The organism is Pseudomonas sp. 8O, assembly GCF_902506495.1.
Taxonomy (GTDB): Bacteria; Pseudomonadota; Gammaproteobacteria; order Pseudomonadales; family Pseudomonadaceae; genus Aquipseudomonas; species Aquipseudomonas chaetocerotis.
This window is the reverse complement of record NZ_LR733264.1, coordinates 532,817-548,669: the sequence shown is the minus strand read 5'-3', so window position 1 is coordinate 548,669 and position 15,853 is coordinate 532,817. Positions and strand designations below refer to the sequence as shown.

Here is a 15,853-nt window from a genome sequence, read left to right as displayed (position 1 = left end):
GCCAAGCGGGGTGACTATGGAAGGACTATCGATCCGCTTTCTCGCCGACCTGCCCGAGCAGGGCCAGCTCCTGCTCGATTGCGAACACGATCCCTGGCTGGTGGCGCTGTCATACGTCATCGCCAGCGTCGGCAGCCTCAGCACGCTGACCATCGCCAAACATCTCGATCAGGTACAAAGGCGCAGCATGCGCCTGGTCTGGGGCTTGCTTGGCGGGTTGTGCCTGGCCGGCGCCATCTGGTCCATGCACTTCATCGGCATGCTGGCGTTCCAGGCGCCTGTCGCCATTCGCTATGACCTCGCCACCACCGCGCTGTCGCTGCTGGTGGCCCTGGCCGCCGCACTCCTCGCCGTGTACTACATGGCCATGCCGCGTCCCGGCCTGAGCCGCCAGTTGCTGGCCGCCAGCATCATCGGCCTGGGTATCAGCGCCATGCACTACAGCGGGATGGCGGCGATCCGCTCGCACGCGCAGGCCTATTACCACGGCGGCCTGTTCACCCTGTCCATCGTCATCGCGGTCAGCGCCAGCTTCGCCGCGCTGCTGCTCAACCGTTATGTGCGCCACGGCTCGCAGCTTCGCCAACGCTGGATGAGGTACTCGGCAGCGCTGGTGATGGGCGCGGCGATCGCCTCGATGCACTACACCGGCATGGCCGCGCTCAACCTGGTAGTACCGGACGGCACGCCGCTGCAGTTGCGCAGCGCCGACAACAGCGTGCAACTGGTGCTGATCGTCGCCTCCATCACCTTGCTGATTCTCAGCCTGAGCCTGGCCGCGGCCTGGATCGGCCGCAAGCTCGACGACAAGGAGCGCGACCTGCAACGGGTCAATACCCTGCTGGTGCAGCTCGATCAGGCCAAGGCCTCGCTGGAGCAGGTGGCACATTTCGACCCCCTGACCGAGCTGCTCAACCGCCGCGGCTTCAACCGGGTGTTCGCCGCCACCCTGGAGGAACACGCCGTCACCGGCCGCAGCCTGGCGGTGATGTTCCTCGATATCGATCACTTCAAGCGCATCAATGACAGCCTCGGCCACGACGCTGGCGACGAATTGCTGCGCGTGGTGGCACAGCGCATCCGCAGCGCGTTGCGTGAGCGCGACATCATCGCGCGCTTCGGTGGCGACGAGTTCTGCGTGGTCGCCAGCCTCGACAGCAACTCCGCCCCGCGCGCGCTGGCCGCGCGCATGCTGGAGCACATGAAGGAGCCGATTGGCCTGGCCGGCCGCAAGATCGTAATGACCACCAGCGTCGGCATCAGCCTGTTCCCACAGGACGGCAGCAACGCCGAAGAACTGCTCAAGCACGCCGACCTGGCGCTATACCAATCCAAGGGCAGCGGGCGCAACGTCGTGCATTTCTTCAACCCGCATCTGAAGCAGAAAGCCTCGTTCGAGCTGCAGCTGGAAGAAGACCTGCGCCAGGCCCTGCAACAGGACAACGGCCTGCTCCTCTACTACCAGCCGATCATCGACCTGCGCAGCGGCGCGCTGAGCAAACTCGAAGCCCTGGTACGCTGGCATCACCCACAGCACGGCCTGCTCACACCGGAGCGCTTCATCGCCATCGCCGAAGCAAACGGTTTCATCGATCAGCTCGATAACTGGGTGTTGCGCCGTGCCTGTCTCGACCTCAAAAGCCTGGACCGCCTCGGCTATCCGGGTCTGAAGATCGCGGTCAACTGTTCGGCGCTGAACCTGGCCAACGACCAGTTGCCTGGCCGCATCGAACAGCTGTTGAACTCGACCCGTTGCCCCGCTCACTGTCTGGAGCTGGAGGTGACCGAGAGCGCACTGCTGAGCAACATCAACCGCGCCATCGGCTTGCTGGAAAACATCCGCGCGCTGGGCGTCAGCCTGTCCATCGACGACTTCGGCACCGGCTATTCCTCGCTCGCCTACCTGCGCCGCCTACCGCTGGATACCCTGAAGGTCGACCGCTCCTTCATCCAGGACGTGGCCCACTCCAATCAGGATCGCGAGATCGTCCACGCCATCATCGCCATGGCCCACGCCCTGCATTTGAAGGTCGTCGCCGAGGGCGTGGAAACGACCGAGCAGCTGGCGTTCCTGCAGGAGCGCGACTGCGATCAGGTCCAGGGCTATCTGTTCAGCAAACCCATACCGCTGGAAGAAATCGTGACCCTCTTCCCCCCACATTACCGGCCGCTGGAGCGGGTGGCGGCACGGTCTTGAGCCTTCGCCCCAGAGCAAAGGCTCGCCGCTGAAGCGCCTCCTACAAGCAGCTGTGCAGCCCTTGTGGGAGGGGCTTCAGCCGCGACCAAGGCACGCCACGCACTCAAGCCCTGAACGCCTGCAACCAACCCAGGCTGGCCTGCGTGCCCGCCTCACCGGGCTTGTACTCGGCGCCCAGCCAGCCGCTGTAACCGCTGTCACGCAACGCACCCAGCAACGGCGGGAATGCCAACTCACCTGTACCCGGCGCACCGCGCCCCGGCACATCGGCGAACTGCACGTGGCCGATACGCCCGGCCAGCAGATGCATGCCTGCGGCCACGTCGATCCCCTGGCGCGCCATGTGGTAGAGGTCGTACTGCGCCGCCAGGTTCGGGTGATCCACTGCGCGCAGCAGCTCATCGAGATGCTCCGGCGTATTGATCAGAAAGCCCGGCATGTCGATGGGGTTGATCGCCTCCACCAGCACGCGAATGCCCAACGTCGCGAAGGCCTCGGCGCTCTTGCGCAGGTTCGCGGCCAGACAATCCAGCGCCTGCTCGCGGCTCACGCCTTCGGCCAGGCGGCCGGGCAGCACGTTGATGCAGGCCGGGCGCGCCATGGCGGCGTAGGTCAGCGTCTCCTGCAACGCGGCATCGAACTGTGCCTGTCGCGCCGGCACGCTGGCCAGGCCGGGGCCGCCCGTCATCAGATCGCCTGCCGGCACGTTGATCAACACCAACGGCAGCGCGGTCAACTCCAGCACTTCTTTCAGGGCGACCGCCGGCAGTTCGTAAGGAAATTGAATTTCCACGCCCTCGAAACCTGCAGTCATCGCCGCCAGTACGCGCTCGCGCAGCGGCAACTCGGTGAACAGCATGGACAGGTTGGCGGCGATCTTCATGGGCATTGCTCCCGCAGCATTTCCACCAGGGTGGCGGGGTCGCGTTCCAGGTTGCCCTGCCTGCCGTGCAGGCGCATCAGTTGTGCGGCCAAGCCGCTCATGGGCGTGGCGCTGCCCTGCTCGCGAGATAGTTTGACCGCCGTATCGAGGTCCTTGAGCAGCGTGCGCACGTGCCACTTGATCGGCTCGAACTGGCTGGCGGCCATCTGCGGCGCGAGAATCTGCAGCGGCTTGGAGTCAGCGAAACCACCGGCCAGTGCCGGGGCGATCAGGCTGGTATCGACGCCGGAGCGCTCGGCCAGCGCCACCACCTCGGCGATCACCAGCGCATTGCAGGCAACGATCATCTGGTTGCACACCTTGGTCACCTGCCCGGCGCCCACCTCGCCCATGCGCGTCAGGCGCTGGCCCAGATGCGCCAGCACCGGGCGCACGCGCTCCAGGTCCTCTTCGCGGCCGCCAGCCATGATCGCCAGCGTGCCTGCCTCGGCGCCAGGCGTACCCCCGGAAACCGGCGCATCCACCCAGCGCATGCCAGTACGCGCCTCCAGCTCGGCGGCCATCTCACGGGTAGCAGCCGGCTCCAGGCTGGAAAAGTCCACCAGCAACTGCCCAGGCCGCGCGCCCTCGACGATCCCGCCCGGACCGAACACCACCTCACGCACCACCTCGGTGTTGGCCAGGCAGAGCATCACCACATTGGCATCGCGACACAGCTCGGCGGGACTCTCCACGCGATGTGCCCCCTGCGCCAACAGCGACGCGCATTTGTCCGGCGTGCGGTTCCAGAGGGTCAGCGGGTAGCCTGCGGCGAGCAGGCGGCGGGTCATCGGCAGGCCCATCAGACCAATCCCGGCGAAGGCCAGGGCGGGAAGCGTTGCAGTCATCGATCAACTCCAGGCAATGAAGATCAGACCCGCATCTTAACCTCGGAGTCAGTTGTGTGCTGCCGGGGCTGCATCGGCAGCGCCAGGCCACTATACTCCGCGCGCCTTCCCCGCTATTGAACCGGAGAATCCGACATGTTCAAGAACACCCTGGCGCTCGCCGCCGGCATCGCCCTGTCCGTATCTGCTGTATTCGCGCAAGCCGCCGACGTCCTCAAGGTCTCGGCCATCCCTGACGAAGCCCCCACCGAACTGCTGCGCAAGTTCAAGCCGCTGGGCGCCTACCTGGAGCAGGAACTGGGCATGAAGGTGGAGTTCGTGCCAGTGGCCGACTACGCCGCCGTGGTCGAAGCGCTGGCCGCCGACCGTATCGACATGGCGTGGCTGGGCGGTTTCACCTTCGTCCAGGCGCGCCTTAAGACCGGCAACGCCGTGCCGTTGGTACAGCGTGAGCAGGACGCCGAGTTCACCAGCAAGTTCATCACCTCCGATCCAGCGGTGAAGTCCCTGCAGGATCTGAAAGGCAAGACCTTCGCCTTCGGTTCGGTGTCCTCGACCTCCGGCAGCCTGATGCCGCGCTATTTCATGCTGCAGGACGGCATCAAGCCGGAAGACTTCTTCAGCCGCGTGGCCTATTCCGGCGCCCACGACGCCACCGCTGCCTGGGTGCAGGCCGGCAAGGCCGATGCCGGCGTGCTCAACGCCTCGGTGTGGCAGAAGCTGGTCGACGCCGGCAAGGTCGACACCGACAAGGTCAAGGTCTTCGCCACCACCCCGACCTACTACGACTACAACTGGACCGTGCGCGGCAACCTCGATGCGGCGCTGCAGGCGAAGATCAAGAGCGCCTTCCTCGCCCTCGACCCGGCCAAGCCCGAGCAGAAGGCGATTCTCGACCTGCAGGCCGCCAGCCGCTTCATCGAGACCCAGCCTGCAAACTACGAAGGCATCGAAGAAGCCGCTCGCGCCGCTGGCCTCTTGAAGTGAGCATCGCCCTGCGTGGCGTGGGCCTGGCCCACGCCAACGGCAAGGTGGCGCTGGAAAACATCGATCTGCAGGTAAATCCCGGCGAACGGGTGGCCATCATCGGCCCCTCCGGCGCCGGCAAGACCACCCTGCTGCGCCTGCTGGCCACCAGCCTGCAACCCACGCACGGCGAGATCGACTTGCTACAGCACAACCCCTGGCGCCTGGCTGCCCGCCAACGCCAACGCCTGCGTGCGCGTATCGGCTTGATCCACCAGGCACCGCCGCTGCCGCCGCGTCAGCGCGTGGTCACCGCCGTGCTGGCCGGCAAGCTTGGCCAGTGGTCATTGGCGAAGGGCCTGATCAACCTGCTGCATCCGCTGGATGCCAACGGTGCCCAGGCCGCCCTTGCGCGGCTGGATATAAGCGAGCAGCTCTACCAGCGCTGCGACCAGCTCTCCGGTGGCCAGTTGCAGCGCGTCGGCATCGCCCGCGTGCTGTACCAGGCGCCAGAGCTGATTCTCGCTGACGAACCGGTCTCGGCCATGGACCCAGTGCTGGCCGGTCATACGCTGGCCGTGCTCAATCGCGAGGCCGCCGAGCGCGGCATGACCCTGCTGGCCAGCCTGCACGCCGTAGACCTGGCCCTGGCGCACTTCCCCCGGGTGATCGGCATTCGCGGCGGGCGCATCGCCTTCGACCTGCCGGCCGCGCAGGTGCAGCCCGAACAGTTGCAAGCCCTGTACGCCAACGAGCAGTTGCAGGCCACGCCCAGCTCACCCGTGCAGCCGCAGCCGGTGCATATCCCGCGATGCTGACCGCCGCCCCACGTGACCCCGCCGCCCTGCCGCGCCTGCTGATCAGCGTACTGGCGCTGCTGCTGTTGTGGCCGGGCCTGAGTCTGAGCGAACTGGACCTGGGCGTGCTGGTCGATGGCGACAACACCCGCGCCATGGGCAACTTCCTCGCCGGTTTCTGGCCGCCTGCACATGACGCCGAGTTCCTCGCCCTGCTCGGCCGAGCCACCCTGGAAACCCTGGCCATCGCCACCGCCGGCATGAGCCTGGCCCTGCTGATCGCCGTCCCTGCCGCGCTGCTGGCCAGCCGCGCGCTGTCGTTGTCGGCCGTGCATCGCGGTGGCCGCCCGGCCTGGTGGGCGAATCTGGCGCGCTGGCCGGTGCGCGGTCTGCTGATCTTCCTGCGCAGCGTGCCGGAGATCGTCTGGGCACTGCTGTTCGTGCGCGCCGTCGGCCTCGGCCCCACTGCCGGCGTGCTGGCCATCGCCATCACCTACGCCGGCATGCTCGGCAAGGTGTATGCGGAAATCTTCGAGTCGGTCGACGCCCGCCCCACGCGCGCGCTACTGGGTGCCGGCAGTAGCCGCCTGACCGCCTTCGCCTACGGCGTGCTGCCCAACGCTGCGGGAGAGATGCTCTCCTACACCGTGTACCGCTGGGAGTGCGCCATTCGCGCCTCGGTGGTGATGGGCTTCGTCGGCGCGGGTGGGCTGGGCCAGCAGATCGACCTGTCGCTGCGCATGTTCGCCGGCGGCGAAGTGGCGAGCATGCTGCTCACCTTCCTTTTGCTGGTACTGCTGGCCGACCAGTTCAGCCGCCTGCTGCGCGTGAGGCTGACATGAGATCCGGCAACCTGATTCTGCTTGCTGCCATGCTCGGCGCGGTGGCTGCCTCGTTCCTCTATCTGGGCATCGACCTCGGCGCCCTGGTCGCCGGCGACAGCCTGGCGCAGATGGGCAAGTACGCCAGCAGCTTCCTGCAGCCGGACTTCTCCAGTGCACACTTGCAGGCCATCGGCCGTGGCGCGCTGGAAACCCTGGCCATGTCCGCCATCGGCACCCTGCTCGCCGCCCTGCTCGGCCTGGCCCTGGCGCTTCCGGCAGCCGGGCGCTTCGGCGGTGTCGCCCTGCACCTCACACGCCTGCTGCTCAACGCCCTGCGCGCCATCCCCGAGCTGGTATGGGCGGCGCTGATGGTGCTGGCCGCCGGCCTCGGCCCCAACGCCGGCACCCTGGCTCTGGCCCTGCACACCGCAGGCGTGCTCGGCCGCCTGTTCGCCGAAGCGCTGGAAAACACCCCACGCGAACCGGCCGACGCCATCCGCGAAAGCGGCGGCGGACGCATGCTCGCCTTCTGCTACGGCACCCTGCCCGGCGTCTGGCCGCAACTGGTGGCCTACACCTTGTATCGCTGGGAAAACAACATCCGCATGGCCAGCGTGCTCGGCTTCGTCGGCGCCGGCGGCCTGGGGCAGATGCTCTACGTGTCGCTCAGCCTGTTCCAGGAAGCGCAGGCGGCCACGGTGATCCTGGCCATGTTGCTGCTGGTGCTGGCGGTGGATGGCTTGAGTGGCTGGGCACGGCAACGGTGGGTGAGCTGAGCCGAACACAGCATTGTGCCCTGGCGGCTAGTCTGTTCGTAAAGTGCCGCGACCAGTACGAGGCATCGGCACAGCCGAAGGAGCCAGGTTGGCGGTGCCGCGCAAACCGCCGGTAGTTGAAAGCTGCCGAGTTTTTTCCTGCCTCAAGATCGCCCACCCGACTGTGAGACCTCAGCCAGCCTGCAAACACGCGCGTGGCCATGGGCATGAACAGATACACCACGAGCAGGACGATCAAGTGAAACCTCAAGAATATTAAATAGCATCCCATTACATAACCGGACTTCCCCCACTCATGATGCAGTGGTGACCTTTGTCAAATGACGGATTGGATAGTCAGGCGTTGGAGGCATATAACTTTCGCCACGTTTGCGGCGACAACCCTGTTTCCCGCCTAAATACACGGCAAAAGTGTGCCTGATCACAGAAGCCGTGACTTAGCGCAACGTCGCTTAAGGAATGCATGGAGCAAAGCATAAATTGCTGCGCAGCCTTCACACGCATAGTCGCTACGTATACCAAAGGGGTCATACCGGTCGTTTGTTTGAAGGCATGTGTAAAATGGCTGGCGCTCAAACTGAGCAATGAGGCAAGTTCGACTGTCCGTATACTGCTACTGATATTGTCATTTATGAATTTATCTACGCGCGACATCTGCCAGCTCGCCAACCCTCCGCGAGGCTTGTATGGGTTGTGTTTGTTATGCCTGGTGACTGTCAGCAAGCTAATTGCCTGATTAAGGTAAGTCGATGCGATATCAGGATCACGATAAATTGCTCTTTCCGTTTCCATTAGCAACATCAACAGTCGTCTTGCCTGTTCTGCACGGTCAGGGCGACCGACGCTACTGTTACTCAACATAATACCCGTATCGATACTTTCGCTCATAGCTCGCGCTCCTAGATCGGGTGGTTAATTCATGAGTTTCGTATTACTTATGAGATAGTCAACTGGTGTGCTCTCAACACAACCGACACCATAATAGTTATTTGAGAAATATTTCCGATGCTTGTGCGCCGCCAAAATTCACGAAAACCCTCGCAGGAACAAACTGACTCGACCGGCACATATCTACTACAACTGACGCCCGTTTCTTGATCCCGCTTCATGGCCTCACGGATGGAGAAGTCAGAAGAGCTGGAGGTCCAAATGCGTGACATTTATTGCCAGCCAAAATCAATCGACGCTTATGATTGCCCTGTGGCACGACATCTTGACCGCCGAAGGCGAAGTTGGAGATATCTGCCCCCGATGCTGACGTTATAGCGCCCCGGCATCAGGCCACACTTAGTTATCCATCAGTCCTGGATTGAGCGTGATCGTTCTGATCTCGGTGAAGTCCTCGATCGCAGCCACACCGTTCAGACGGCCGAGCCCCGACTGCTTGGAACCGCCCTCCTCGGTGTCTTCGCCGAGTGCGCCCCACTCGTTGATCCAGACCATACCCGCTTCGATCCGCGGCGCGATCCGCAGCGCCTTGGAGAGATCGCGCGTCCAGATGCTCGCTCCCAAGCCATAGATGCTGTCGTTGGCCAACGCAACGGCCTCCTGTTCCGTAGCAAACCTCTGCATGGTGACCACCGGCCCGAACGTCTCTTCCTGGACGATTGGCATCGTCGGATCGCTCACCTCCAGAAACGCGGGGCGAAAGAATGCGCCTTTCGACAGCGGGCCTTCGGCCACCGGACCACCTCGCACAATGACCTCCGCGCCCTGCGCAATGGCGCGCTCAACCAGGATATCGACGCGCTCGACGTTCTCGCGGTCGATCATCGGGCCCATGTCGCTCGACAGGTCTGCCGCAGGCCCGACCTTTACCGCGCGCAGGCGTTCGGCAAAGCGTTTGCGAAACTCGTCGGCGATCCCTTCCTGCACAATCACCCGTTGACCCGTCACACAGAACTGGCCCGCAAACACTGTCACTGACTTTTCGAGGATGGGTAGCGCAAGATCGAGATCCGTATCGTCGAACACGATCGATGGCGTCTTACCGCCGAGTTCCAGTCCAACTCGCTTGAAGTGCGGTGCGGCGCTGAGCGCGATCGCCTTGCCGGTCCCAGTGCTACCGGTAAAGCTGATGATCGGCACCTCCGGCGAGGTGACGAGATGCTTGGCTCCATCGCCAGTCTCGTCGGTAAAGACATTAATCACGCCGCGGGGCAGTACCGTTACGTTGCTGAAGATCTTGGACAGGGTCGAGGCGATCTGCGCGCTCTTGCCCGGCACCTTGACGATTACCGCACAGCCGGCCGCCAATGCAGGGGCGAGTGATCGTACCGTCAGGATTATCGGGGAATTCCAAGGCACGATGATTCCCGCCACGCCCATCGGCTGGCGCACCATCATCGCGATTCTGCCCGGTTTGGAGTCCACGACCCGTCCGGCCTCAGTGCGCACGATGCCGGCAAAATATCGCAGTGACGACGCGCAAAGATCGACTTCGAAGCTGGCCTCGCGTTGAATCTTGCCGTTCTCGGTGCAGAGGATCTTGATGAGTTCGCCCCGATTGCGTTCGAACGCGTCTGCAAGATTGTCGAGCACGCGCGCGCGCAGCTTGCGGTCGTGTACCCAATCGGTCTCGCGCATTGCGCGTTTCGCCGCGACGATGGCCGCTTCAGCGGTTTCAACCCCCCCTTCGGCATAGGTACCTATGACCTCATAGGTGGCAGGGTTGATGGATCCACGGATCGTATCCGAGCCCATCCACTCGCCGCCGACCCAATTCAACGCATGCCTGGACGTGTGCGGGGTATGAATACTCATGGCTAACTCCTGGGTTTGCCTGGTGTGAATTATCGGGCCCTGTCCCCGCATGGCAGCAATCCGTTCGGCGACCATCAGGTCACCCTGGCTGGCGCCAACGGCATCTCTGGAAACGGCGCATAGCGAGAGCTTGGCAATGATGCGCTCCCTCATCTGGGCGCTATCTGCCGGCACGCCAGGAGTGTTTTCACTCTCTGGGATGCCGACACAAGGCTTGGTCCTCGCGATCAAAATCGTTAATCCGCACCCACCGCAAAGGGGGCTGCGTTCGCAGAGGTCTTCACAGTCCAGGAGCCAGACTGTCGGAAGGAACTGGCAGACGCGTAGGTATCTTCCATGAACTGGAAATAGGTCATCTTGCCGTCACGCACCTTGGCATGGATGGAGAACGGCGAAGTGAATACCTGGTCGACCGCCACGGACCGGTAGGTGAACTTACCGAAAATCGCCACATCTTCTCCGGAGGAGATTTTAGTGCTGATGGTGAAGTCTTCGATTTTCCAGTAATCCTGGACCTGCAGGAATAATGAACTAAAGGCTTTCGGGCCCTTGTTTGTGCCAGTCCAAGGCAAGATTTTCCTTAATTCCGGGTTATCGAAGTTGAGAGAAACATAAGTGGCGTCCGGAGCTGCCAGCTTCTCGGCAGCTGCCTCAACCTTATCGGGCGCAGTATTGGCCAGAAACTCCATGACTACCGAAAGTGAAGCCGCAGACTGTGCTTCGCTGGTTGACTGCGCGACCGCAGGAGTAACAGTCACAATGCACGCAGCGAGCGTAATTGCTGCAGCGAGCGATTTAATTTTAGAGGTGATCATGGGTTTTCTCCGATTAACTACCATTTGTGATGCGTAAGAACAAACACGTCGCTAAGTACGGGGTACATACCCAGCAACTGGCAGGACTACAGCAAAGGGTATGCCATCGCAGCAAAACTTGGAGAAAAGCTATATTTATCAGCAGGATAGACTTGTAGCTGGCGGGGTTCAGCTCAAATCCACTGTTTATCGAAGAGGGTTGAATTCATCATTTGATAAATCATGGCAGCCCATTGATCAATTGGTTAATGCCACAAAAATTCGCAATCGATTGGATCCGTCCGAGAAGGCAACTGAAATTACTCAGTTGCCTCCTCATCAAGGATGTCGCTTTTCTTAAGACGATAAGCTAGCGCAGGTCGAGTTAATCCCAGGATTCGAGCGGCTTGCGCAACGTTTTGCTGAGCATGGTCCATTGCCCGTCGCATCAGCTGTTCTTCTACAGCTTCCAGGCTTATGTTTCGTTCGAAGATTTGCGTGACCCAATCGGCCGAGCTTGCTGTGTCCTCAGCCTGAACCAGCGCGCCATCGGCGTTAAGACGATCACCACGCACAGTGCCGGCCTTCGGGAAAACCGCAAAGAGCGCGTCCTGTCCTATGGTTTCGTTGCTGTCAGTCAAGATGACGCCGCGTTCAATCACATTCTCCAATTCGCGGATATTTCCAGGCCACGCGTAACTTAGACACAGCTCTAGTGCCTTGTCCGACAAACCTAGCGTGCGCTTGTGATACTGCAGATGAAACTTGCTTAGAAAGTGCTCGACCAGCAGCGGCAGGTCCTCGAGCCGATCACGCAGAGGGGGGACCTGAACCGGAAAAACGTTCAGGCGATAATAAAGATCCGCGCGAAACCGGCCTGCCTCGACCGCATCGGCGAGACTCTCATTGGTGGCCGCAATGACTCGCACATCGACCTTATGGGTCCGAGAGCCCCCCACACGTTCGAGTTCCCCCTCTTGCAGCACCCTTAATAAGGTCGCCTGCGCTCTGGGCGTCAGCTCTACCACCTCGTCCAGAAAGATGGTCCCGCCGCTAGCGCGCTCGAAGCGCCCCGGGCGGGTCTGATTGGCGCCGGTATAAGCGCCTTTCTCAACGCCGAACAGTTCAGCCTCGATCAAGTCCTGCGCAATGGCAGCACAGTTCACCGCGACAAAGGCTTGCTCGGCGCGATCGCTGCGAAGATGCACGCTGCGAGCGATGACCTCCTTGCCGACACCGGTTTCTCCGAGCAACAGGACCGAAATCTTGCCCTTGGCTGCCTTGTCGATCGTCTTGCAGACCTTCATATAGGCAGGGGAGCGCCCGATACCGTAGTACTGGCCTTCCTGCTTCTCTAGGCTCGTGCGCAGTGAGCTGACCTGCGATTGCAGTTCATACAGCTCCTCGATGATGGGGTCGCTTTGAAAGTACTTTCTGAACTCTGCTGCGTTCTCCCATTCCTCAGCGGGTTTCCCTATGATGATGCAGCGCTCATCACCACACCCGCGGCAGCTCGTTTCCTGAATGATGATTTCGCGTTTCATGAACGAAGAGCAGTGCGCACATGCGTAGCCCAGCAAGGACCAGCAAACCGGCTCATCCATCACACCCACCTCCGTCAGGCAGGTCTCGACCTCGAATGAATCAACCCATTCAAGCTCGCAATAGAAGTGGCCGGTCTCCTGATCCAGTTCCAACTGGATGGGTTTCGGATTGACCATGCCTTTCAAGGAGTGCAAATGCGGTCCAACCAGGAACATCTCCAGTTCCGGACTGTTTGGCCTGAGCTTGCGGGCCAATTCGGCGTCCTTGAGCCCGGATTGGTAGCCAAGGCGCATGAAGAACCCTTTTGCGCGCTCGATGCCGAGGGTATTGATGAGTTCACGGCGCAAACTAGCCATCGCCGACACCTGCATCAGCAACATGCGCTGCTCACCAAACCAGATTTTACCTTCTGTGCTTTGGAAGCGAACCTGATCGCTTAGGTCCTGAAAGCCGGAATACTGCAGCTCCGGCTTGTAGCTGATAGCCATTGAAGGAGGCCTCGATTATTGTTTTGAGCGGCTTGATGGATCTGTGCCACCGAATAAGAGGACCGAAGCGAGTGATCGTGATATCACACGGTTCCAGTCAGTATGGATGCGCAGAGCGGGCCTGCTCCGGAGAAGCCGCCAGGGCGGCGCAGGGTTAACGGATAGCGCTGGAGCCATGATCAAGGGCTGATCAACTAAGACGGCCACGGCTCAAGTCGCTGGATTGAGCGAAAGCCGGGCGCTACACGAAGCCTCTCCCCCATTGCTTCGATTACCAGGTGAATGCCCGCTCGAGGACCGGGGTGAACGCAGTGACTGACGCTTGCACCTGCAATTTCAGGCAATCTCATAATCGTTGCTCTGAACGGTAGCCTAGCCATAAGCCTTTACCGGCCTGCCAATAGGCCTGGTTCCACGCACCAAACCACACGGGTTAGCCGAATACATCCTGGCAAACACGCCACGGCGAGGGGTATGGAACGTTGACACTGATCCTTTCGCGTACAGCGCGCTCAGCTGAAAAAAGGATAAGTCGGAGAGACCCTCTCCATAAGCCTGGAAAAATCGAATCGGTGTTTCGTTTTTCTCGAACGACTCACTGCCGGGATTGCGAACTGGTTGCCAGCATCTGGTCCCATATTGGCGGGTTGCCGATCTGCTCGCTAAGGAAGCTGCTCAGTGCGTGAAGCTTGTGCGAGCCTTTTTGCGATTGGCGATAGACCACAGAAATATTGCCGCCTCGCGGAGCATAAGGCTCCAACACCTCTATCAGCTCACCGTCCACGATGGCCTGCGCGGCCAGAAAGGTGGGCAATATAGCCAGACCGAGGCCTGCTTTCGCCGCTTCCATGAGCTGATGACCACAGTTGGTGCGCATTCGGCAGCGCACACGAAATGACTCCAATGTGTCGTTCACCGGTAGCGTCCACATGCCATGTGGTTCGCGATTGACATAGAGCAAGGCGAAATGCTGAGCCAGGTCTTGTGGTGTCTGTGGCGTGCCATGTGCATTCAGATAGTCAGGGCTGGCGCAGATGATATGGCGGTTGGGAGTAATGGTCTTGGCCACCAGGGAAGAGTCCGGCAACTCGCCTATACGCACCGCCGCATCAAAGCCCTCTTCATGCAAGTTGACGCGCCGGTCGTCGAACTCAACGTCCAGAGACAACTCAGGATATTGCTTGGAAAAAGAGGCCAAAATCGGCGTCAGATATCTCATGCCGAAAGCCATCGGAGCAGCGATGCGCAAATCCCCACGGACACTCGACTGAGACGTCAGAACTGCATTCTCGGCATTTTCTATGTCAGCGAGAATTCCGGTGCAATGACGGTAAAAAACCTCACCCGACTCAGTCAGGCGAGTCTGCCGGCCACGCTCGAGCAGGATGCATCCTAGACGTTTCTCGAGTTGCTGAATGCGCTGAGAAACCATCGACTTGGCCGTGCCCAAACGACGAGCGGCCTCGGAAATACTCCCGCTGTCCACTACCGCAACGAAAGCATGCATCTCAGATAGTTTATTCATGCTCTGATCCACAGAAATTGGCTTGCATGCTTTTAAGCCTGACCGCCCAGGTGCAGTTGGATCTGCACAATACCAGCAGAAAGCAGATTTATCGGCGGGATCGAGGGACCCTAAGGGCTGCTCCGCGGAACTGATTCACATCGATTGGATAGAGCACAGCGTACGGGCACCGTCTGACTCAGTACGGGCCCACCTCACATCAAACGAGTCCCGGCCTGGCGCAACGTGCATGCTGCGAGCAAATCGCTGCAGCATGCAGCGCCGTGCAAACGGAGTTGATCTGCGCTGATCGTTAATCAGGCGGAAACGAGTCTCTCGTAGTCAGAGAAAGGCTTGAGCGCGCAATACTGCACGTGTAGCAGATTCTCTTGAACGTAAGGCAGCGCCTCGATGTAATCGCGCGCCTCTTCGAAGGTGGCGGACTCCAGCTCAAACGCTGCACCGGGGCCAGCGGCCAGCCCATGGACCGCGCGAACAATGCCGTCGGCGAAGCCTTGCCAAACATGCAATACCTCCGGTTTCGCCAGTCGCTTGAAGTCATCTGCCGCTCCATCAGCGCGGCGAGTCAGAATCACGAAGGTTTTCATAACGCCCCCTCCGTTTCCAGCTGCTGCCGCTGAGTTGTTTCGCCATCAGCAACATGCGCCGTTATCCCCGTCTGGCCCACGGCCACATGCGGTTCAAGCTCGTTGCGGGGCGTGTAGTCCCCACCATTCTGGGGCCGGAAGGGTATCGGCGCGTCCTCGAACAAACCCTCCAGACGGCTGCGCCAAGCCTCCTTGGCCGCGTCAGCACCGACGGCAGTCAAGTGGCCAGTGCCGTATACGGCGAACGTAGGCAGCACATCGAACCCTGGGAAGTAGAGCGAGCCGTGCGTGATCGGAAACAGCAATTGCTCAAGTGGTCCGTTGATACCGCGCGGCGAGTAATCTTCTGCGGGGCCACCGACAGCGACTGACAACATGGCCCGCTTGCCCTTGAAGGCCCCATCTCCGTAGCGATAGGTGTTGCCTGCGTCCTTGAAGTTGTGGGCAAGTCCGGCTGCCCAAACACGATCTATCCATCCCTTCATGATGGCCGGCATACCGTACCACCAAAGCGGGAACTGAAAGATCACGGCATCTGCCGCAATGACCTTGTCTTGCTCTGCCGCTACGTCGGCGGTCTGGCGGCCATGACGATATGCGTGAGCAGACTCTGCGCCAAACGATAGCCGCTGAGTGTTCGCTCGATCGGGAAAGTCGTGCTCGTCGAACGTTGCTTTCCAGCCCATGGCGTATAGATCGGATTGCAGGACCTCGTGCCCTTGCGCAGTCAAGCATTCAACAGAGACATCCACCAGTTGCCGCGTTAGCGACGAAGGCTCGGGATGGGCATAGATGATCAGTACTTTTTTCGACATGAAGGA

14 protein-coding genes are annotated in these 15,853 nt (G+C 61.0%); 5 read left to right on the top strand and 9 right to left on the bottom strand.

Annotated features, from left to right (window positions below; translation table 11 throughout):
- Positions 1–16 precede the first annotated feature (16 nt).
- A complete protein-coding gene (locus tag GV002_RS05340) occupies positions 17–2,197 on the top strand; it encodes a putative bifunctional diguanylate cyclase/phosphodiesterase (protein WP_160017381.1) in 2,181 nt (726 codons plus the stop codon).
- Between the two features lie 103 nt (positions 2,198–2,300).
- Here GV002_RS05340 and GV002_RS05335 read toward each other — a convergent pair whose 3' ends face one another.
- The gene (locus tag GV002_RS05335; RefSeq protein ID WP_160017380.1) at positions 2,301–3,080 is read right to left on the bottom strand and encodes a hydroxypyruvate isomerase family protein; all 780 of its coding nucleotides are present in this window, start codon (positions 3,078–3,080) and stop codon (positions 2,301–2,303) included.
- Positions 3,077–3,967, bottom strand: coding sequence for an NAD(P)-dependent oxidoreductase (locus GV002_RS05330; RefSeq protein ID WP_160017379.1), 891 nt, complete (start codon positions 3,965–3,967; stop codon positions 3,077–3,079). Before GV002_RS05330 ends, GV002_RS05335 begins: the two co-directional genes overlap by 4 nt.
- 135 nt (positions 3,968–4,102) lie before the next feature.
- Here GV002_RS05330 and GV002_RS05325 point away from each other — a divergent pair, with 135 nt between their 5' ends.
- From GV002_RS05325 to phnE, 4 genes are read left to right on the top strand one after another with little or no spacing between them, the layout of a single operon-like run.
- Positions 4,103–4,954 (top strand): putative selenate ABC transporter substrate-binding protein, encoded by an 852-nt coding sequence (locus GV002_RS05325; RefSeq protein ID WP_160017378.1) that lies wholly within the window; start codon positions 4,103–4,105, stop codon positions 4,952–4,954.
- Entirely contained in the window at positions 4,951–5,751 is an 801-nt protein-coding gene (locus GV002_RS05320) for a phosphonate ABC transporter ATP-binding protein (RefSeq protein ID WP_160017377.1), read from the top strand. The genes GV002_RS05325 and GV002_RS05320 overlap by 4 nt, the downstream gene beginning before the upstream one ends.
- Positions 5,745–6,572 (top strand): PhnE/PtxC family ABC transporter permease, encoded by an 828-nt coding sequence (locus tag GV002_RS05315; RefSeq protein ID WP_160017376.1) that lies wholly within the window; start codon positions 5,745–5,747, stop codon positions 6,570–6,572. Before GV002_RS05320 ends, GV002_RS05315 begins: the two co-directional genes overlap by 7 nt.
- Positions 6,569–7,330, top strand: coding sequence for a phosphonate ABC transporter, permease protein PhnE (gene phnE / locus GV002_RS05310; RefSeq protein WP_160017375.1), 762 nt, complete (start codon positions 6,569–6,571; stop codon positions 7,328–7,330). Before GV002_RS05315 ends, phnE begins: the two co-directional genes overlap by 4 nt.
- Before the next feature lie 336 nt (positions 7,331–7,666).
- Here the strand turns inward: phnE and GV002_RS05305 are convergent, their stop codons facing one another.
- The 7 genes from GV002_RS05305 to GV002_RS05275 all read right to left on the bottom strand — a co-directional run bounded on the left by GV002_RS05305 (position 7,667) and on the right by GV002_RS05275 (position 15,847).
- A complete protein-coding gene (locus GV002_RS05305) occupies positions 7,667–8,218 on the bottom strand; it encodes a helix-turn-helix domain-containing protein (RefSeq protein ID WP_160017374.1) in 552 nt (183 codons plus the stop codon).
- Between the two features lie 399 nt (positions 8,219–8,617).
- Entirely contained in the window at positions 8,618–10,093 is a 1,476-nt protein-coding gene (locus tag GV002_RS05300) for an aldehyde dehydrogenase family protein (protein WP_160017373.1), read from the bottom strand.
- 236 nt (positions 10,094–10,329) lie between these two features.
- Positions 10,330–10,908 carry a nuclear transport factor 2 family protein gene (locus GV002_RS05295; protein ID WP_160017372.1) on the bottom strand — a complete coding sequence of 193 codons (579 nt, stop codon included), beginning with the start codon at positions 10,906–10,908 and terminating at the stop codon, positions 10,330–10,332.
- 299 nt (positions 10,909–11,207) lie between these two features.
- On the bottom strand, positions 11,208–12,920 hold the full coding sequence (locus GV002_RS05290) for a sigma-54-dependent Fis family transcriptional regulator (protein WP_160017371.1): 1,713 nt from the start codon (positions 12,918–12,920) through the stop codon (positions 11,208–11,210).
- A 595-nt stretch (positions 12,921–13,515) separates the two neighbouring features.
- Entirely contained in the window at positions 13,516–14,445 is a 930-nt protein-coding gene (locus GV002_RS05285) for a LysR family transcriptional regulator (protein ID WP_160017370.1), read from the bottom strand.
- 296 nt (positions 14,446–14,741) lie between these two features.
- A complete protein-coding gene (locus GV002_RS05280) occupies positions 14,742–15,032 on the bottom strand; it encodes a hypothetical protein (RefSeq protein WP_160017369.1) in 291 nt (96 codons plus the stop codon).
- Positions 15,029–15,847: an NAD(P)H-dependent oxidoreductase gene (locus GV002_RS05275; protein WP_160017368.1), complete on the bottom strand. Its 819-nt coding sequence runs from the start codon at positions 15,845–15,847 to the stop codon at positions 15,029–15,031. Before GV002_RS05275 ends, GV002_RS05280 begins: the two co-directional genes overlap by 4 nt.
- Between the last annotated feature and the right edge of the window lie 6 nt (positions 15,848–15,853).